Below are 18,186 nucleotides of genomic sequence, written 5' to 3'. Positions count from 1 at the left end.
CAGATGGCAAAAAAAACTGAGCCTGTAATGAGGGTTAAGATTAGGGGGTGGTACGCTTATTACGCTGTCTTTCACGTGAAATCTGCTATTTGCTAATGTTGCAAGCTAAATAAAACAAGCCCTGAAATAAGGGCTCTGTATAAAAAAACGGGGGGTTAAAAAATGGGTAAGATTCATGAAAGCATCACCGAACTGGTTGGGAGCACACCATTGGTGAGGCTGCAAAAACTGAATGACACCGGGGCCGATATTCTGGTTAAGCTGGAATCCTTCAATCCGGGTGGAAGTGTCAAGGATCGTATCAGTCTTAATATGGTCGTCCAGGCGGAACGGGAAGGCAGAATTGGCAGTAATACCGTAATTATCGAACCAACCAGCGGGAACACCGGAATTGGGCTGGCAATCATTGCTGCTGCCAGAGGGTACAAACTGATATTGACCATGCCGGATACCATGAGTGTGGAAAGAAGGAGCCTGCTCAAGGCATATGGCGCAGAGCTTGTGTTAACTCCGGGGGCGGAGGGTATGAAGGGTGCCGTCAGCAAAGCCCTCGAATTATCAGGAGAATACCCGGATTCCTTTGTGCCACAGCAATTTGAGAACCCGGCCAATCCTGAAATCCACAGCAGTACAACTGCCAGGGAAATCTGGGAAGACACTGATGGAAATATTGATATACTTGTCGCTGGGGTTGGTACAGGGGGGACAGTTACCGGAGTTGGTCAAAAACTTAAGGAACTGAATCCCGAGGTACAGATAATTGCAGTTGAACCTGCAAATTCTCCCGTGCTGTCCGGCGGCGCTCCAGGACCCCATAAAATTCAGGGTATCGGGGCCGGTTTTGTGCCAGGAGTGTTAAACAGGGAGGTTATTGATGAAATCATCACTGTTACAGATGACGATGCCATGGATTTAGCCAGAAAAGCAGCCTCCGGCGAAGGAATGCTGGTGGGGATATCAAGCGGTGCGGCCCTTTACGCTGGGCTTAAAGTTGGCAGTCGCCCGGAAAACAAGGGTAAAAGAGTCGTCATAGTTTTTCCCGATACCGGCGAACGATACCTTTCCACAGCGCTGTTTGCAAACGTTTAACCTTATAAAAATGACTGTTTTTGGTTGACAAAATCTACTACGCATGATAGTATGTATAAAAATATAATAATAGAAATCTTATCAAGAGCGGCGGAGGGACAGGCCCAATGATGCCCGGCAACAGCCGAATCCCTGGGAGGGATTTTTGGAAATGTGCCAATTCCTGCAGGAGTTTTCTGAAAGATAAGAGAGGATTATGGGATTGTCCCAAAGGCTGCCTCCTCTCTGCCTTGGGACGGTCCCAATTTTATTTAAAAAACGGCCTGAGGGAATTTAACATTGATGATGGAGTCAAACTAGTACAGTATACGGAAAAGAACGGAGGCAATGTAAATGGTGGGTAAAGATTCGAAAAATGATGCTGCAGACGTTACCTGCCTCATTGGGAACACCCCGCTCTACAGGTTTAGAAAAACTATTCCTGATGGAGCGGCTGCGGTCATGGCCAAAATGGAAATGTATAACCCCGGCGGCAGTATCAAGGACCGGATAGCCCTGCAAATGGTAGAAGAGGCAGAAAAGAATGGCAGCATCAGATCAGGCAGTGTTATCGTTGAGGCCACCAGTGGCAACACGGGCATTGGTCTGGCTATTGTAGCCGCATCCAGGGGCTACCGGTTGATCCTGGTGATGCCGGAATCGATTGGCAAGGAATACAGGACCGTACTCCGCATGTATGGGGCAGAGGTAGTTGCCACACCGGAAGATGAAGGGATGACGGGCGCTGTAAATAAGGCTGAGGAAATTCTCAGCCAAAATCCTCACTACTACATGCCGAGACAGTTTCAGAACCCTTCCAATCCTGAGGTCCATCGGAGGACAACCGGCAGGGAAATCCTCAGTCAGATGGAGGGAAAAATAGATGCCTTTGTTGCTGGAATCGGGACCGGAGGAACCATCACCGGGGTTGGGGAAGTCCTTAAACAGGAGATACCCGGTGTCCGGGTGATCGGTGTTGAACCTGCCGAGTGTGCGGTCCTTTCCGGAGGCAAACCCGGCAGCCACAGGATACATGGGATTGGCGCCGGATTTGTCCCGGAAACGCTGAATCTTGCTGTTTTAGATGAAGTTATTACGGTGACCGAATATGATGCTGTGATGACTTCTATGGCCCTTGCCAGGGCAGAAGGAGTCTTGGCAGGTTACTCTTCAGGAGCCGCTGTTTATGCCGCTGCCCGGGTGGCCAGGGAACTCGGACCGGGCAAACGGGTTGTTACGATTTTGCCTGATTCAGGAGAAAAATACCTTAGTATGGCCCCTTATTTTCGCTTTGACTTGGCTAAAAACGGCATGAATTAATTAGGAGGAATGTTGATGTGAAAGCAAATGAAAAACTTAAACCGGAAACCCTGGCGCTTCATGGAGGGCAGCGGCCTGACCCCGCTACGGGCTCCAGGGCGGTTCCCATTTACCAAACAAGTTCTTATGTTTTTGAAGATACTGCTCATGCAGCGCGGCTTTTCGACCTTGAAGAACCGGGTAATATCTATACAAGGATGATGAATCCCACCACAGATGTGTTGGAGCAGAGGGTCGCCGCTCTTGAAGGAGGGGTTGGGGGTCTGGCCACAGCGTCGGGACAGGCAGCTATAACGCTGGCGCTGCTTGCCCTGGCCCATGCAGGAGATGAAATCGTTTCATCTGCCAGCCTTTATGGAGGGACATACAACCTGTTCTGCCATACTTTCAAAACGATGGGGATAAAGGTTGTTTTTGTGGACCCGGCTGATCCGGAAAATTTCCGTAAAGCCATTACCTCCAGGACAAAGGCTGTATATGCTGAAACAATTGGAAATCCCAAACTGGATACCCTTGATATTGAAAATGTAGCTGCCATTGCCCATGAACGTGGGGTGCCGCTGGTTATTGACAATACATTGCCATCACCTTATCTGGTGAATCCTGCCGCCCATGGGGCAGACATTATTATTCACTCTGCTACCAAGTTTATCGGCGGACATGGCACATCTTTAGGGGGCATCATCGTGGATTCGGGAAACTTCAACTGGGAGGGCGGGAAATACCCCCAGTTCACCACGCCTGACCCCACATATCACGGAATTAATTTTGTGGCAGCTGTAGGAAAAGCCGCATATATTACCAAGGTTCGGGTCCAGCTTTTAAGGGATATAGGGCCTGCCCTGAGTCCGTTTAATGCGTTTCTGTTGCTCCAGGGACTGGAGACGCTTCATCTGAGGATGGAGCGCCACAGTCAAAATGCTATTGAGGTGGCCAGGTATCTTTCCCGGCATCCTAAGGTTGGCTGGGTAAAATATCCCGGACTGGAAGAAGACCCTGCTCATGACCTGGCCAGGAAATACCACAGAAAAGAGCTATATGGGGCAATTGTAGGTTTTGGCGTTAAGGGCGGTCTGGAAGAGGGCAGAAAGTTCATCGAAAACCTGGAACTGCTTTCACATCTGGCCAATGTCGGGGATGCCAAATCTCTTGTCATCCACCCGGCATCAACCACCCATCGTCAGCTTAGTCCTGAGGAACAGCAGGCGTCTGGGGTGACCCCTGACTTTATCCGGCTTTCGGTGGGGCTGGAGAATATCGGGGACATTATTGCAGATATTGACAAGGCCCTGGAGGTGGTCTGAAATGCCGATAAAAATCCCGGATAACCTTCCGGCGGCCAAAATACTGGCCGGGGAAAATATTTTTGTCATGGATGAGACCAGGGCTTTTCATCAGGACATCCGGCCTTTAAGAATCCTGCTCCTGAACCTGATGCCTGCCAAGATTGTCACAGAAACACAAATCCTTAGGCTGCTGGGGAATACCCCGCTGCAGCTGGAGGTGGTATTCCTGCACCCCGGCACCTATATGTCCCGAAACACCCCGAGAGACCACCTGGTTGCATTTTATAAGACGTTTGATGAAATAAGGTATGCCAAATTTGACGGGATGATTATTACCGGGGCTCCTGTTGAGCAGCTCGAATTCTCTGAGGTAGCCTATTGGGAGGAACTGAAGAAAATCATGGATTGGTCACTCAGGAATGTTTACGCGGTGCTTTACCTGTGCTGGGGCGCTCAGGCCGGACTTTATCACCATTTCAGGGTATCCAAGCACAGACTGCAGGAAAAGATTTTTGGCGTTTTCCCCCATACGGTGAACCAGAAAAATCATAAGCTTCTGAAGGGCTTTGATGATATCTTTTATGCTCCTCATTCAAGGCATACGGAAAATCGCCGTGAAGACATTGCAAAAGTTTCCGGCCTGGAAATCCTTGCCGAGTCTGACGAGGCGGGGGTCTACCTGGCAGCCTCAGAGGACGGCAGGCACGTATTTGTTACCGGACACTCTGAGTATGAACCACTGACCCTTAAGGCAGAGTATGAACGGGATATCGGTAAGGGACTGGAGATTGGCCTGCCGAACAATTATTTTCCCGGGAATGATCCGGCAAAAGCGCCCGTGGTAAACTGGAGGGGGCATGCCAATCTTTTGTTTGCCAACTGGATAAATTATTTCGTCTATCAGGAAACTCCCTTTAATCTTAATGAAATCGTCTGAAAAGGCCATATACCGACTTAGAAACCAGAATAATACTATTGACCATAGTAGCGGGAGATAGTAGAATTAATTAAGTACTAATAGTAGTAGTAGTAGTAATTCCCAGCAATAATTATATTGTTCATAGAAGGATAAAACACGCGTATAACGTGTTTTGCGAAGGGAGCGAGTGCAGGATGTTTCTGTCAAAGTTTATTTCTGACTTCAAGCCGCATAAGCTGGGGCTGAAAAAGGTGCTTGGCGACCTGGAGGCTGAAGTTATGAAGATTATGTGGCAAAAGGAAAAGGCTACGGTCAGGGAGGTTCATGAACATTTGTTTTTAACCAGGGAACTTGCTTATACTACGGTAATGACCATTATGAGCCGCCTTGCCGACAAGAAGCTCTTGAACAAAGAACCAAAAGGCAATGCCTTTGTTTACAGCCCTGCTGTGTCAGAGGCGCAGTTTGCCAGCATGGTTGCCGGTGAAGTCCTTGACGGGCTGATGGAGGATTTTGCTGAGCCGGCTCTTTCCCACATGGTAGACAGGTTGACTGAAGGGAACCCTGGCAGATTAGACGAATTAGAGAAACGTATAAAGGAGCTTAGGACAAAGGGGGATGGTTAGTATGTTTTACACTATGCTGGTTAAGAGCTATGTACACCCCTTTATCCTTTATGTATTGTTTGGGACCCTGGCAGGTTATTTGGCAGTACTGCTTTTGCTGCGGCTGCCGCTGTTTAAGGACACCCGGTCGAGGGCGGTACTCTTCGGTATCCCCCTGGTTGTTCCGGTTGCTGCCTATGTATTCAGGGGACCGCTCCGGCTTGACAGGTGTGCCGTATACGGCCACAGCATCGGGCAGATCGATAGCTGGCTCTGTTTTGCAGGGAATATCCTGGCTGTTATCCTAACCCCGTTATTTTTCGCGTCGGTGATTTTTGCTGCTGCCAGAATTATTCTCAGTATTTATGCGTCACGCAGTTATGTAAAGAAATATGGGTATGCATCAGATGCAGACCGGCCCCAACTGTTTGCGGCACTGAAAATACTCTGTCTTAAAGCAGAAATGAAAGTTCCCAGGGTCATTGTTACCCGGGACATTTTTGCCAGGGCGTTTACCATGGGATTTCGTTCCCCGGTTCTCGTTCTTTCTGAAGGACTGCTTAGCGGTCTGGATGAAGACGAGTTAGAGACTGTCATGGCACACGAATTGGGGCACATAGTGAGGGGTGATTCCCTCTTAAACAGGATACTCCTTTTCCTGAAAGATATCATGTTTTTCGTGCCCCTGGCAAACATGGTTTTCCGCAATTATTCGGCAGAAAAGGAAAAGGCTTCTGATGATTTTGCCGTAAGGCTGACAGGAAAACCAATGGCATTTGCCCAAGCTCTGATAAAGGTATGGAAAATGTCAAGACACAGTATTGTTGACGAACTCCTGCCATATCCCAGTCTGGCCGGAAACGGCGGGGTCCTGGAAAAACGGGTGGAAAGGCTCCTTGAAGGAGAACACAAAATTATTGGCAGCATTTGGTTTACAGCTGCAGCAGCTATGGTTATAACAGGTTTATCAGTATTTGTCCTTCAGTGGGTTTGCTGATACATTCCGGTCTCCTGTGTGTTATGAATTGCAGGAGACCGTTTAATCTGGAATAAAGTACTATTATATGTAGTAGAAATATTTTCTTCGCGAAGCCTATTGACCAAACACAGCGGAGAAGGTATTATAATAGAGACTACTACAAGGCATAGTAGAATAATGTCAAGGGATCGTTGCCGAGAATAATATTATTTTTGGAGGGGATGTAAATGTCAAGAGAATCCAAGAAAAAAAAATTTGCAGATCAAAAGAAGCCGCGCAGAGGGACATATTTTTTGATAGGATTAGCGGCGGCAGCAGTTATTGCAGGTGGAGCCCTGATGCTTTTTGGGAAATCAGGAAGTGAAGGTCTTACTAATGTGGGCGCCGTAAACTATGGCAGCGCTGCCGTTGATTTCAGCGCCGTTGAGGCTGAGGACTCGGGTAATAAGATTGTGTTGAACTTAGATGAAATTAAGAATAAGAAGAGCCTGACATTTGATGTCCAGGGAGTCGATTTCACCCTGAATAACGGCACCGCCTTTGACTATCTGCCTCTGCTGGCATATGTTTCCGATAAGGGAAATATCGTTGTGGCTGCCAGTCTTTGTGAACCCTGCAGTGGTGTCGCCTTCCACATTGAGGGTGACCAACTGGTCTGCAATGCCTGTGGGACACGCTGGTCCCTGGATGGTTTAAAGGGTATTTCCGGCGGCTGTACCACTTATCCCCCGGAGATGATTGATTACAACATTGAAGGGGATAAGCTGATTATTGACAGGGCGGCACTGGAAAATTGGCAGCCAAGGGCTGTGTAACTCGATGGCTCATTGGGATATTCCGCGGTCATTTCCGGAGCCAACCAACTTCGAAAAACAAAAAAGAAAAAAGGAAAAGTCAATGGCGCAAAAATCTGAACATACAGGCTCTACTCTAGGAGCTATAAAGGAGTTCGTGAGGAGGTTATAAGGATGGAAAAAATGGACGGCACGGAAAACCTGACAACTGTGGACAGCACAAAAAATGAAACTGCTGTAAATGATACTGTACTCCGGCTTCAGCAGGAGACGGAAAAAGTCCGCCGGCGGGACTGGTTGATTAAGGCCCTTGGCGGAGTATTTGTGGCCCTGATGCTGGGACTTGGAATTGTGACTTATGTGTATGGTGAACCTGGTCCGGAAACAGCGTTTTTGGGCGGTGGAGATGGTTCCAACAGCAGTAGTTATTCCGGTGTATCCCTGGCAGCCGCTGCAGGTTCCGGAGGCAGCTGCTGTGTGACCCCGGGCAGTGGCGGGGGTGGCTGCGGGATGGCCGGCGGCGCTGTTGGGGATGCCTCAGCCAGCGGAAGCGGGGAAGCCCTTAATGATGAACTGAAGGGACTTGCTATGGATAAATATAAAGAAGAAACCGGTAAAGACGGCGCTGAGGCAAAAGTGACCAACTTCGGCTGCCATCTTCAGGTGGACATTCTTGACGAAAGCGGGGCCACGGTACGCAGTTACGGTTATCAGGGCGGCCCTTTATACGTAATCAGTTAAAGGCGGTGCACAAGTAGTGAAGCTGCATAATATCGCATTAAACAATATCAGGCGCAGGAAGGCCAAGCTGGCCTTCCTGGTAGCCGGTATGGTGATTGGTATTGCCACAATCGTGGTCCTGTTTACCGTGACCGGGGCTATGGAAAAGGAAATATCGGATAAGTTTGACCAAATTGGGTCAAATATGACAATTGTGCCCCGGACAGAGGCTCTGAGTACTTCATATGAAGGAATCAGCGCCTCCGATATTGCCGGCGGGGTCAGGCAGATGACCATGGAAGATGTGGCCAGGATAGGCACTATCAAGAATAAGGAGAATATCGCAGTTGTATCTCCTAAGCTCCTGGAAACACTGCAGGTTGATGATAAGAACATGACGGTAATGGGTGTGCGGTTTGCGGAGGAACTGAAGATGAAGCGCTGGTGGGAGTTGGACGGCAGAGCGCCGGGTACTCCTGACGAGGTCCTGCTGGGTTTCCGGGCAGCAGAACGGTTGGGTAAGAGGCCCGGGGAGACGGTTGTTATAAACGGGGCTGACTACAAGGTCAGCGGGATAATCAGGGAAACAGGCAGTCAGGAGGATTCAATTGTCCTGGCGGACCTGCGCAGCCTGCAGCAGCTTTCCGGCAAGACGGGGGCGGTCAGTTTCATTGAGGTTGCGGCGCTGTGCTATACCTGTCCAATTGAGGAAATAACCGCACAGATTTCGGAAAAACTGCCCGGGACTAAAGTCAGCGCTATCAGGGAAGTCGTCCAGGCGCGCCAGGACTTTGTGGACCGTTTCTCTCAGCTTGGCATATCAGTATCTGTAATTGTCCTGGTAATAGGTTCACTTGTAGTACTGACTACCATGATGTCGGCGGTTAACGAACGCACCAGGGAGATTGGTATTTTTCGGGCCATAGGCTTCAGAAAGAGCCATGTCATTGGGATTATCCTTATGGAAGCAGGTTTTATCAGCATTATTGGCGGTTTGCTGGGATACCTGGCCGGAATGGCAGGGGCAAGAGTGGCGGCGCCGCTAATCGCCAAAATGGAGGTTGCGGTTCCATGGGATCTCCAGATCGGGCTTATGGCTATGGGGGTAGCTGTCATTATGGGCCTGGCCGCAGGTCTGCTTCCTGCCTTCAGGGCAGCACGACAGGACCCTGTTGAGGCCCTGCGTTTTATTTAGGTAAGGGGGAGTTTGGGATGGACTTGATTAAAGTGGACAATGTAACAAAGGTTTTCAAAGGCGGGGAAGGTAACGTGACTGCACTCGGAGGAGTGAGTTTTATAGTCCCCGAAGGGGATTTTGTTGCCCTGATGGGTCCTTCGGGTTCCGGCAAGAGTACTCTCCTGACCATGCTTGGGGCGATGAACCCTCCAACCTCGGGCATTGTTGATATAGACGGAATCGATATCTACAGCCTGACAGCTGAGAAACGGGCTGATTTCCGGAGTGAGTACCTGGGGTTTGTGTTTCAGCAGTTTCAGCTGATCCCATACCTTACAGCATTGGAAAATGTAATGCTGCCACTGGCGATAACCGGAAAATCCAACCGGGAACAGGTCAGGATGGCTAAAGAAGTCCTGGAGAAGGTGGGGCTTGAGGGCAAGGAAAACAGGCTGCCCAATCAGATGTCCGGTGGTGAACAGGAGAGAGTGGCCATCGCCAGGGCCATTGTCAATGAACCTCCCATCCTGTTTGCCGATGAGCCGACAGGCGCTCTTGATTCCAAGAACAGTGAAGAAATTATGAACCTGTTTAAATACCTGAACCGGGAAGGTCAGACCATCATAATGGTGACACATAACGAGGAATTTCTGACCCATGTAAAACGGACCATCTTTATCAGAGACGGGGTGCTTGATCAATCCAGGCATCCGGGCAGCAGAATTGCAGTATAGGAGGCAGGCAGATGCAGTTAAAAGATATAGCCCTGAAAAACCTGCAGCGCCGCAAAACAAAGCTGTTATTTATGGTATTCGGGATATTTTTCGGTATTGCCACAATAGTGACTCTTTTCACACTTACAGGGGCCATGGAACAAAGTGTGAACCGGAAAATCAGTGAAACAGGTATCACAATAGCGGTGTCACCGGAAACTGAATCGGCTTCATTTTCAGTTGGTGGTATTCCGGTGGTGTCAGGTGTTTCATATAATGTAACAGACCTTCCTGCAGATACACCTGAGGTAATCCGTTCCGTAACTGATGCTGAAAAGATCAGGGTAATTGCCCCAAAGGTAATGGGGATGGCGGTCACGGAAGGCGCTAAGGTTTTACTGGTAGGGGTGGATTTTGACAGTGAACTTAAGATAAAGCCCTGGTGGGATTTGGACGGCAGCTTGCCTGACCGGGAAGGGCAGGCTCTGATTGGCGCCAGGGTTGCCGGCAAATACAGGACTTCCCTGGGCAGCGCTATAAATGTCAATGGCCAAAAGCTGACTGTAACCGGTATCCTTAAGGAAACCGGGGAAGAGGAGGATGGCATAGTTTTTACCGGCATAGCCACTGCCCGGGAGGCTCTGCAAAAGCCTGACGGGTACAGTTTTATTGAGGTTACTACCCCTAGGGATGAGGCTCTGGCTGTAAGGGTTTCCGGGGAACTCTCCGAAAAACTTCCCGATACCAGGGTAAGGATTGTCAAAGAGGCATCTGAAGCCAGAATGGAGCTTGTGGAAAGGTTTAGCAGTTTTTCTCTGGTGGTCTCTCTGGTGATGGCCCTGATAGCTGTTCTGATAATAGCTTCAACAACCACCGCGTCTGTGAATGAAAGGACCAGGGAAATAGGGATACTGCGTGCCATAGGTTTCCGGAAGGCGCATATTACCAAAATAATACTGCTGGAGGCAGGGATTATCACCGGTATTAGCGCTGCAGCCGGCTACTTTGCCGGTATGGGTGCGGCCTGGCTTACTGCCCCTCTGTTTGCGGATTTCCAACTGAGCATTTCATGGAACCCGCTGCTGGGCGCCGCTGTCCTGACAGGTGCGGTGGCAGCAGGACTTTTGGCCAGTCTCTATCCGGCATCAAGGGCAGCCAAACTGGATCCGGCAGAGGCCCTGAGGTTCATATAGATTGACAAAGAATGTTCAGACAGAGTGACAAATAAATGTTCGTTTTATGAGCCCGTTTGGAACAGATATAATTTACTACAAACCGTGGCTGTACTTCATTATTATCCAGACAATTGGAATGGCTGTCTTTATCATTGGTATGGCTGACAACCTGAACTTTTATTTCAGCGGAAAGGCCCGGTTGTTTCGGAATAACCCCAGCCTTGGGGCGATGATAAAGGTGTTTTTTAATGAGGTCCTGCTGCAGAGACAGCTTTTTGCCCGGGGCTTTTTCAGGTGGCTGAACCATATTCTGATATTCTGGGGCTTCATAGGATTGCTGAGTCTTTCGACAATAGGAGTATTGCTCAAAATGGTCCCCGGTGATTCGGCATTTTTCGAGTTTTTTACGATGGGATCCGGATACCTTTATTATAAATTTGTCGGTGATCTAGCCGGCTTGATGGTTCTGGCCGGGGCAGCCGCAGCCCTAATCGGGCGTTTTACCACCGGACCTGATAGAATTGATACCCGGTTAAGTGACACTGCTGCCTTGGGTTTCCTGCTGCTGCTGGTTTTAACGGGTTTCCTGCTGGAGGCTCTGCGGATTGCAGCAACCCCATGGGTGCCGGCTTTTGAGTATTCTTTTGTGGCTGAATTCATGGCGGGATTAGTTGCCGGCAGACAGATACCGGGGTCCCTGATGACTGCACTCTGGACCTTTCATGCCACCCTTACTGCTGCTTTTGTGGCCTATCTACCCTTCAGTAAGATGGTACACGTATTTGCAGCGCCTGCCGAAATAGTTATAAATGCCTCAGAAGAAGAGCTAAGGAGGGATTTATATGGGTATCTCCGCTAAGAATAAAATACCGCTGAGTTGTCTGAGCCCCAGGCAGCTAATAGAACTTGATGCCTGTTCCCGCTGTGGGGAGTGCATGAAATGGTGTCCCATTTATGCTGTTGACAGGTCTGAGGACCTGATTCCCGGTAACCGGATTACTGCACTAAAGAAGCTGTTAAAAGGTCAGCATGGGCTTCGGGCAAGGCTCTTTGCCGGCGGACGGTTCAGTAAAGCACAGGTGGACCGCCTCATCGAGGTTCTTTATGAATGTACTGCCTGCGGCCAGTGTCACTTTGTCTGTCCGTCCAGGATTGACACTGCCGAACTTTGGGAAGCCCTTAGGGAGGCGGTTGTGGAAGCAGGTTTGGGCCCGCTCCCCAATCAGGCCGAGTACCTCCGGGTTCTGAAAAAATATGAGAATCCTTTTAAGGAACCACAGGAGAACCGTGGCCTGTGGATGCCAAGAGGGCTGGAGCAGGGGACTCTCTACCAGGACCTGCCGCTGATTACGCAATCACCTCAGCCGGTGCTTTTCTATCTGGGCTGTACAGCAAGCTATAATCCGGAGATCAACCTGGTAGCCCAGTGGGTAGCTAACCTGATGCATAAGGCCGGGGTGAAATTTGGTGTCCTGGGCAATCAGGAGAACTGCTGCCGGGGCAAACTCCGCCGCATGGGTGACGGTGATTTTGCCGCAAAGGCTATTGAGAATATAGACCTTTTGAACAGCCTGGGTATCGATACCCTGGTTACTAACTGTGCCGGCTGCTTTAAGACCATTTTTCAGGACTATCCCAGAATCAAGGAAATAAATTTTAAGGTGTTCCATGCAATAGAGTATATAGATATGCTGATCCGGGAAGAGAGACTGCAGCCGGTTAACCCGGTTACCATGCAGGTGACTTATCACGATCCCTGCCACCTTGGGCCGCCATAACGGGATATATGATGCGCCCAGGCGGGTCCTCCAGGCTGTGCCGGGGGTGGAACTGCTGGAAATGGAGCGGATCAGGCAAAATTCCAGGTGCTGCGGCATGGGGGGCGGCTTGAAGATGGGATTCCCCGAAATTCAGGCTCTGGCCGCTGCGGAGCGGATAAAAGAAGCGGAAAGGACAGAGGCCGCAGCTATCGTCACACCTTGCCCCACCTGTTTTCTGGGCCTTCAGACCGGAGCTGCCAAGGCAGAGTCTGACATCAGTGTCAGGCATTTGATGGAATTAGTCAATATTTCAGTTTTTGGGCAATAAGCTATATTGGAAAACCGGATGTTTCAGGCATCCGGTCAGCTTATTGACAAACCCAATAACATTTTTAAGCATTAAATTGTAATATGGACAGGGGTAGATGAATTCCTCCGGCGGGCTACATCTCCGCCGGCAGCAGCTCCCGCTTCGCGGGTCGCTGGCCGGTCGGACGATAGACTCCGCCAGCCGGAACACATCTACCCCTGTCTTTTAACATTTTAAGCTCAAAATTACTGACTTTGTCAACAGCCTGACCGGATGTTTCAGGCATCCGGTTTTTTCAATTTGACCTCGATTTACCGTAGTGTTAAGCTATTCTTATACCAATGGAGCAACCATTTTGCTGCGGAAGGACCCCACTATAGAGCACATTTTTTTCCCCTTTTCTTCTCATAATAACAACAAAACGACCAAGGGATTTCTGATGACAAATGTCCCGCGGTTTGGGAAAAGGGGATGACACAATATTGAAGAAGCTGCTGCAGTTGTTGAAAAAAATGCTTGCGGTGTTTTTTGTGGTTACAGTTATTATTGTGCCTGCAGGTGGCTGTACACCAGCCAAGAAACCAATTAATCCGGATAACAAGCTGCTGCCCAAGACAATGCCAAGGTTGTCTGCCGACCAGGCCAGACAGCCTGCTCCCAAGGGGATTCCGGTAACACCTGAAGAACTCGACAGGGCGGCCTCTGGATTGGCTTCACTGGCTTCCGGTGTTCCGGGGGTGGACAGGGCCTATGTAGCCCTGGCAAATACCGCTGCCTTTGTGGGAATTGAAATGGAAAACAGGGCAGGTGCGCTGCCGGGGACAGCCAAAAAAGAGATTGCTGACCGCATAATGGGGGCTGACAGGCGGCTGGCCAGGGTCTACGTTACTACAGACAAGGCCACGGTATCCCGGATAAAAGGCGTAGCCAAGGGAATCGCCAGTGGCAGGCAGGTATCTGATTTTGCGATGGATATAGCAGAAATTGAACGGAGAATTGTTCAGGAGGGTCAGCGGTAAGGGGAAGTGGTGACGAGTTGCTTGACAAAAAGTCCAGGAAGATCAAAAAATTCTATCAACGCTGGCTGCCTGCTTTTCAGGTAATCAACCAAAAGATGCGTCAGGACTACAGGGCGGCAATCCCGCTTTTATTACAGCGGGTTGCCATCAATGACAGCACCAGAGTACTTGATGTGGGAACCGGTACCGGCGCTTTGGCCGGGATTTTATCAGAGTATAGCTCCCGCGTTACCGGGATTGATTTTTCACCTGAGATGCTGAATGAAGCAAGAAAAGTCTATGGTGATAAAATTGAATTCAGGGAAATGGCAGCTCACGAGATAAGCTGTTTTGAGCCTGGGTCTTTTGACATGGTTGTATCTGCCTACTGCCTTCATGATATGAATGACAGCCACAGGCTTTTTGTTCTGGAACAAATGCGGCGGGCTGCCGGGCAGAAGGTGGTAATTTTTGATCTGGCAAGAACATTGAATCCGGTGATTTGGGCCATTGAACTCCTGGAAGGGAGCTTTTATAGAGATTACATTAAGGCTATAGACAGGCAGGTGGCAGCGGTTTTCCCATGGTGTGAAAAAATTGCTTTTTCCAATTGGATGTGTATCTATATATGTGATGTATGAGAGCGGGACTGTCCCAGAAAAATCTTGGGAGTAGTCCCCTTTTAATTAATATTTATCCTCAGGGAGATAATAAGGGGTAAACACAAATTAAAGAGTAAACACACAAAGGAGGATGATGTTATTGTTCTGGACCGGCTGGCCGTGGCAGAGGGTGATTATACTGTTTGCCGGAATGGCTTTCCTGCTGATTGGTTTACAGGTGACCCTTTTTCACTACAGGCAGAATTTTAGGAACTGGACTATGTGGGTGCCGGTAGCAGCTTCCCCGGCATTGGGGCTTTTGCTGCTGGCAGCTGGCTTTTACAACGTCCCGGCGATGCGGACAATTCTGCTTGTGCTGCTATCTATAGGGGCTTTGGCGGGAGTTGGCGGATTTGTCCTTCACTTTGAAGGAGTAGGTGAACGGGTTGACGGGTATCGCCTGAACAACTTTCTGGTCGGTCCCCCGATTACTCTGCCATTAATGGTAACAGCCATATCGCTGCTGGGGCTCATCGCCCTGTATTGGAGGTGGTGACAGATGGAGGCTGAAAATATGAGCACTGTAGACAGCCATTATCAAGGCTATAATGTGCTTGACCGCATGGATGAGTGGGATTCCCATACCAGAGAAATTGTCAGAAAACGCCTGGGACCTTTCTCAAAACGGCGGTTCCTGTCGGAACGGGAATGGGGATATCTCTCGATTATTGCAGAACATATAGTTTATGACAACAGGGCTGATATTATTGAATGGATTGTACATCATTGTGATGGGAAATTTGCAGAGGAGACAGGTGAAGGGGAACGGAAGAAGGGCCTGCCCCCTGCAAGGGTTCTTGTCAGGGAGGGGCTTAAGGCCATTGACCATGCCGCCCGATTGAGCTATGGCTGTGATTTTGGAAGTCTTGAAGTTGAACAGCAGTTTCAATTGCTGGCAGACCTGCAGCAGGGAAAAGCGGCCTACAACCCCCAATGGTCACTGGTCCCCCAGAAGGCGCTGTTTAATAAGCTTGCATCTGAAATGATCTCTGCTTACTATTCCCATCCCGATGTCTGGTCAGAAATAGGCTACGGGGGGCCGGTATATCCGCAGATTTATGTAAGGATAGAAGAAGGACTGGTAGAGCCATGGGAGGCCAAAGCAAATGGAAAATAGAGATTACGTAAAACGCAACTGTGACCACTATAGCGGTCACAGGTATCAGCATCTGAATAAACGAAAATATGGTTCCAGCGAGGTTGATATCTGCATTGTCGGGGCGGGTGCAGCAGGAAGTGTACTGGCCTGTGAACTCAGCCGGGCCGGTCTGGAGGTTGTGGTGGTTGAAGCCGGGCCCTTCTGGAATCCCCAGACGGATTTTGCCAGTGATGAACTGGCAATGCAGAAATTGGCCTGGAATGATACCCGGATTGTCTCCGGCAGTGACCCCCTGAGTATGGGGCATAATAATTCGGGGCGGGGAGTTGGGGGAGGCACGGTACACTTCACCGGAGTGTTTTACCGCTTCCATGAAAGCGACTTCCGGACCAAAACCCTTGACGGTGTAGGAGAAGACTGGCCTATCACTTACCGGGACCTGGAGCCCTATTACAGCAAAATAGAACAGGAAATAAAGGTTTCCGGTCCCAGGGTGTTTCCCTGGGGCGCCTTCCACGGGCCTTACCCATATCCGGAGCGGGAGCCTATCAGCGCCAATGCACAGGTTTTCCGGAGGGGTTGTGAAGCAGTGGGGCTCAGGAGCACCGTTGCCCCCCTGGCTATCCTGTCCGCCCCTTTTGACGGGCGGCCCCCGTGCACTAACAGGGGTTTCTGCAATCAGGGCTGTATGCCCAATGCCAAGTACAGCGCCCTGATACATCATATTCCCAAAGCCATAGGCCATGGTGCGGAAATTCTGACAGACTGTATGGTGACCAGGATACTGACCGACAGGAACGGCGACCGGGTAACCGGAGTCGAATTTGTCCATGACGGGCAGAACTACCGCCAGGAAGCCAGGCTGGTAATTGTTTCTGCATTTGTGGTAGAAACCTCCAGGCTGCTGCTCAATTCAGCCACTCCCCGGCATCCGGAGGGGCTGGCCAACAGCAGCGGGCTGGTGGGCAAATATATTATGCCCCACACCGGTCATGACATCTATGCCAGGTTTGATGATGAGATCCGCTTTTATAAGGGGACCCCTGTGCTGGCTGTCAGCCAGGAATTCTATGAGACTGACCCGCAGCGGGGCTTTGTCAGGGGATATACTTTTAACGCCCATGGCAGCCGCCCGGTAGCTATGGCTAAAACGCTGGCAGCCTCTGCCGGTATCTGGGGGAAACAGCTCAGGGAAATCATGATAGACTTTAATTTTTATGCCCGGGTAACCTTAGTAGGGGAAGTGCTGCCATCACCGGACAACACAGTAACCCTTACTGATGAAAAGGATGAGTATGGCCTGCCAAGAGCGCTGGTTACCTTCAGCTATGGTGACAATGATAATAAATTGATAGCTCACGGGGTGGCCATGTCGAATAGGATACTTGAGGCTGCGGGAGGCCGGCCGGCCTTTGTAGTCCCCGATACCGCACACCTTCACGGCGGATGCCGGATGGGCCTTGACCCACAGAAGTCGGTGGTCAACCGGTTCTGTCAGAGCCATGATATTCCCAATCTCTACATTTGTGATGCCAGTGTTTTTGTCACCTCTGGAGGGGCAAATCCCACAGAGACGGTAATGGCCATTGCCGCCCGGACAGCCGACCACCTTATTGACAGTATGAGCAAGGGCAGGCCGCAGAGGGAGCCCGCTTCAGTGGCCGGAGCCAGTCATTAAAATTACGGTATCATAAAATTGCGGTAATTAACTCCTGTGAAAATTTATCAAATTGGCAGGGATTTTATCTTTGGTGCATAAATATTAAAGTCAATGGTATAACCACATGAAATACAGAGTTAAAGGAGCAACTTCATGAAAGAAGTAACCATATATACTGACGGGGCCTGCTCCCACAACCCCGGACCCGGCGGCTGGGGGGCAGTCCTGATGTTTGGTTCAAGTGAAAAGGAAATTTCGGGATATGAAGCCCACACCACCAACAACCGGATGGAGCTGACTGCTGCAGTCAAAGCCCTGGAGGCGCTGAAGGAGCCCTGTAGGGTTAGTTTATATAGTGACAGCGCTTATCTGGTGAATACCTTCAAACAGAACTGGCTGGAGAAATGGCAGCGCAATGGGTGGAAAACCAGCAACAAAGGTTCTGTGGAAAACCAGGATCTTTGGAAACAACTGGTGGAGCTAACCGGAAAGCACACTGTGGAGTGGGTAAAGGTAAAGGGCCATTCTGATAATGAGTATAATAACAGGTGTGACCGGCTGGCCCGGGATGAAATTAAAAGGCGGGCCTGATGGACCCGCCCCTTGCTAGTGTAACAGTTTGTCAATTTTATTCCTGTCAAAACCGATTACGGTTTCGCCGTTGATGACCAGTGTCGGAACGGCCATACTTCCTGTCTTTTCAGACATTTCCTGCCTGGCTTTGGCATCTGTGGCTACGTCATAGTCACTGAAGCCGACTCCTTTACGTGAAAGATACTCTTTCACCTGATGACATGCCGGTCATGTTTTAGTAGTGTACATAATAACTTCATCTGCCATCTGAAAACCCCTTCCCTTGCTTAACTTTATTCTGGCGCGCAAACTCTGAAGCTTAAAAGATCATACTAACAATCAATGTTTATTTTTTCCTGATATTATGG

Annotated in this window: 21 protein-coding genes and 1 riboswitch; of the genes, 20 read left to right on the top strand and 1 reads right to left on the bottom strand. The window is 49.7% G+C overall.

The features are described 5' to 3' along the window. Window positions 1-162: 162 nt before the first annotated feature. The 20 genes from cysK (Ga0451573_RS03100) to rnhA all read left to right on the top strand — a co-directional run bounded on the left by cysK (Ga0451573_RS03100) (window position 163) and on the right by rnhA (window position 17,836). Complete coding sequence (gene cysK, locus Ga0451573_RS03100) at window positions 163-1,089, top strand: cysteine synthase A (protein ID WP_231682419.1); 927 nt, start codon at window positions 163-165, stop codon at window positions 1,087-1,089. A gap of 75 nt (window positions 1,090-1,164) precedes the next feature. Then, window positions 1,165-1,279: riboswitch (SAM riboswitch) on the top strand. Between the two features lie 143 nt (window positions 1,280-1,422). Next, window positions 1,423-2,388 carry a cysteine synthase A gene (gene cysK / locus Ga0451573_RS03095; protein ID WP_231682418.1) on the top strand — a complete coding sequence of 322 codons (966 nt, stop codon included), beginning with the start codon at window positions 1,423-1,425 and terminating at the stop codon, window positions 2,386-2,388. A 17-nt stretch (window positions 2,389-2,405) separates the two neighbouring features. Further along, window positions 2,406-3,692, top strand: a complete 1,287-nt coding sequence (locus Ga0451573_RS03090; RefSeq protein WP_231682417.1) for a homocysteine synthase — start codon at window positions 2,406-2,408, stop codon at window positions 3,690-3,692. 1 nt (window position 3,693) lies between these two features. After that, window positions 3,694-4,611, top strand: a complete 918-nt coding sequence (metA, locus tag Ga0451573_RS03085; RefSeq protein WP_231682416.1) for a homoserine O-acetyltransferase MetA — start codon at window positions 3,694-3,696, stop codon at window positions 4,609-4,611. Window positions 4,612-4,787: 176 nt separating this feature from the next. Next, a complete protein-coding gene (locus Ga0451573_RS03080; RefSeq protein WP_231682415.1) occupies window positions 4,788-5,219 on the top strand; it encodes a BlaI/MecI/CopY family transcriptional regulator in 432 nt (143 codons plus the stop codon). Between the two features lies 1 nt (window position 5,220). Beyond that, window positions 5,221-6,195: a M56 family metallopeptidase gene (locus tag Ga0451573_RS03075; protein WP_231682414.1), complete on the top strand. Its 975-nt coding sequence runs from the start codon at window positions 5,221-5,223 to the stop codon at window positions 6,193-6,195. Between the two features lie 209 nt (window positions 6,196-6,404). After that, entirely contained in the window at window positions 6,405-6,992 is a 588-nt protein-coding gene (locus Ga0451573_RS03070; RefSeq protein ID WP_231682413.1) for a Fe-S-containing protein, read from the top strand. A 153-nt stretch (window positions 6,993-7,145) separates the two neighbouring features. Next, window positions 7,146-7,712 carry a hypothetical protein gene (locus tag Ga0451573_RS03065; protein ID WP_231682412.1) on the top strand — a complete coding sequence of 189 codons (567 nt, stop codon included), beginning with the start codon at window positions 7,146-7,148 and terminating at the stop codon, window positions 7,710-7,712. Between the two features lie 16 nt (window positions 7,713-7,728). Beyond that, the gene (locus tag Ga0451573_RS03060; RefSeq protein ID WP_231682411.1) at window positions 7,729-8,886 is read left to right on the top strand and encodes an ABC transporter permease; all 1,158 of its coding nucleotides are present in this window, start codon (window positions 7,729-7,731) and stop codon (window positions 8,884-8,886) included. A gap of 17 nt (window positions 8,887-8,903) precedes the next feature. Continuing rightward, on the top strand, window positions 8,904-9,602 hold the full coding sequence (locus Ga0451573_RS03055) for an ABC transporter ATP-binding protein (RefSeq protein ID WP_231682410.1): 699 nt from the start codon (window positions 8,904-8,906) through the stop codon (window positions 9,600-9,602). A gap of 11 nt (window positions 9,603-9,613) precedes the next feature. Further along, entirely contained in the window at window positions 9,614-10,774 is a 1,161-nt protein-coding gene (locus tag Ga0451573_RS03050) for an ABC transporter permease (protein ID WP_231682409.1), read from the top strand. Between the two features lie 46 nt (window positions 10,775-10,820). Next, window positions 10,821-11,615, top strand: a complete 795-nt coding sequence (locus Ga0451573_RS03045) for a respiratory nitrate reductase subunit gamma (protein WP_231682408.1) — start codon at window positions 10,821-10,823, stop codon at window positions 11,613-11,615. Then, complete coding sequence (locus Ga0451573_RS03040; protein ID WP_231682407.1) at window positions 11,599-12,534, top strand: (Fe-S)-binding protein; 936 nt, start codon at window positions 11,599-11,601, stop codon at window positions 12,532-12,534. Before Ga0451573_RS03045 ends, Ga0451573_RS03040 begins: the two co-directional genes overlap by 17 nt. A 37-nt stretch (window positions 12,535-12,571) precedes the next feature. Next, window positions 12,572-12,844, top strand: coding sequence for a heterodisulfide reductase-related iron-sulfur binding cluster (locus Ga0451573_RS03035; RefSeq protein WP_231682406.1), 273 nt, complete (start codon window positions 12,572-12,574; stop codon window positions 12,842-12,844). 464 nt (window positions 12,845-13,308) lie between these two features. Next, the gene (locus Ga0451573_RS03030) at window positions 13,309-13,845 is read left to right on the top strand and encodes a YhcN/YlaJ family sporulation lipoprotein (RefSeq protein WP_231682405.1); all 537 of its coding nucleotides are present in this window, start codon (window positions 13,309-13,311) and stop codon (window positions 13,843-13,845) included. A 17-nt stretch (window positions 13,846-13,862) separates the two neighbouring features. Further along, entirely contained in the window at window positions 13,863-14,465 is a 603-nt protein-coding gene (locus Ga0451573_RS03025) for a class I SAM-dependent methyltransferase (RefSeq protein WP_231682404.1), read from the top strand. A 121-nt stretch (window positions 14,466-14,586) separates the two neighbouring features. Further along, window positions 14,587-14,982, top strand: coding sequence for a hypothetical protein (locus tag Ga0451573_RS03020; RefSeq protein WP_231682403.1), 396 nt, complete (start codon window positions 14,587-14,589; stop codon window positions 14,980-14,982). Window positions 14,983-14,985: 3 nt separating this feature from the next. After that, the gene (locus tag Ga0451573_RS03015) at window positions 14,986-15,603 is read left to right on the top strand and encodes a gluconate 2-dehydrogenase subunit 3 family protein (RefSeq protein WP_231682402.1); all 618 of its coding nucleotides are present in this window, start codon (window positions 14,986-14,988) and stop codon (window positions 15,601-15,603) included. Further along, window positions 15,593-17,263 (top strand): GMC family oxidoreductase, encoded by a 1,671-nt coding sequence (locus Ga0451573_RS03010; protein ID WP_231682401.1) that lies wholly within the window; start codon window positions 15,593-15,595, stop codon window positions 17,261-17,263. The genes Ga0451573_RS03015 and Ga0451573_RS03010 overlap by 11 nt, the downstream gene beginning before the upstream one ends. 135 nt (window positions 17,264-17,398) lie before the next feature. Next, complete coding sequence (gene rnhA, locus Ga0451573_RS03005; protein WP_231682400.1) at window positions 17,399-17,836, top strand: ribonuclease HI; 438 nt, start codon at window positions 17,399-17,401, stop codon at window positions 17,834-17,836. A gap of 15 nt (window positions 17,837-17,851) precedes the next feature. Here rnhA and Ga0451573_RS03000 read toward each other — a convergent pair whose 3' ends face one another. After that, complete coding sequence (locus tag Ga0451573_RS03000; RefSeq protein WP_492207351.1) at window positions 17,852-18,085, bottom strand: glutaredoxin family protein; 234 nt, start codon at window positions 18,083-18,085, stop codon at window positions 17,852-17,854. Window positions 18,086-18,186: the final 101 nt, after the last annotated feature.

The sequence above is a fragment of the Phosphitispora fastidiosa genome, assembly GCF_019008365.1.
Taxonomy (GTDB): Bacteria; Bacillota; Thermincolia; order Thermincolales; family UBA2595; genus Phosphitispora; species Phosphitispora fastidiosa.
The sequence above is the reverse complement of the archived record's forward strand: the minus strand, read 5'-3'. Positions and strand labels throughout refer to the sequence as shown.

Coding starts and splice junctions, on each gene's coding strand:
- cysK (WP_231682419.1), top strand. CDS start 163: ATGGGTAAGATTCATGAAAGCATCACCGAACTGGTTGGGAGCACACCA.
- cysK (WP_231682418.1), top strand. CDS start 1,423: ATGGTGGGTAAAGATTCGAAAAATGATGCTGCAGACGTTACCTGCCTC.
- metA (WP_231682416.1), top strand. CDS start 3,694: ATGCCGATAAAAATCCCGGATAACCTTCCGGCGGCCAAAATACTGGCC.
- Ga0451573_RS03080 (WP_231682415.1), top strand. CDS start 4,788: ATGTTTCTGTCAAAGTTTATTTCTGACTTCAAGCCGCATAAGCTGGGG.
- Ga0451573_RS03075 (WP_231682414.1), top strand. CDS start 5,221: ATGTTTTACACTATGCTGGTTAAGAGCTATGTACACCCCTTTATCCTT.
- Ga0451573_RS03070 (WP_231682413.1), top strand. CDS start 6,405: ATGTCAAGAGAATCCAAGAAAAAAAAATTTGCAGATCAAAAGAAGCCG.
- Ga0451573_RS03065 (WP_231682412.1), top strand. CDS start 7,146: ATGGAAAAAATGGACGGCACGGAAAACCTGACAACTGTGGACAGCACA.
- Ga0451573_RS03055 (WP_231682410.1), top strand. CDS start 8,904: ATGGACTTGATTAAAGTGGACAATGTAACAAAGGTTTTCAAAGGCGGG.
- Ga0451573_RS03050 (WP_231682409.1), top strand. CDS start 9,614: ATGCAGTTAAAAGATATAGCCCTGAAAAACCTGCAGCGCCGCAAAACA.
- Ga0451573_RS03045 (WP_231682408.1), top strand. CDS start 10,821: ATGAGCCCGTTTGGAACAGATATAATTTACTACAAACCGTGGCTGTAC.
- Ga0451573_RS03040 (WP_231682407.1), top strand. CDS start 11,599: ATGGGTATCTCCGCTAAGAATAAAATACCGCTGAGTTGTCTGAGCCCC.
- Ga0451573_RS03015 (WP_231682402.1), top strand. CDS start 14,986: ATGGAGGCTGAAAATATGAGCACTGTAGACAGCCATTATCAAGGCTAT.
- Ga0451573_RS03010 (WP_231682401.1), top strand. CDS start 15,593: ATGGAAAATAGAGATTACGTAAAACGCAACTGTGACCACTATAGCGGT.
- rnhA (WP_231682400.1), top strand. CDS start 17,399: ATGAAAGAAGTAACCATATATACTGACGGGGCCTGCTCCCACAACCCC.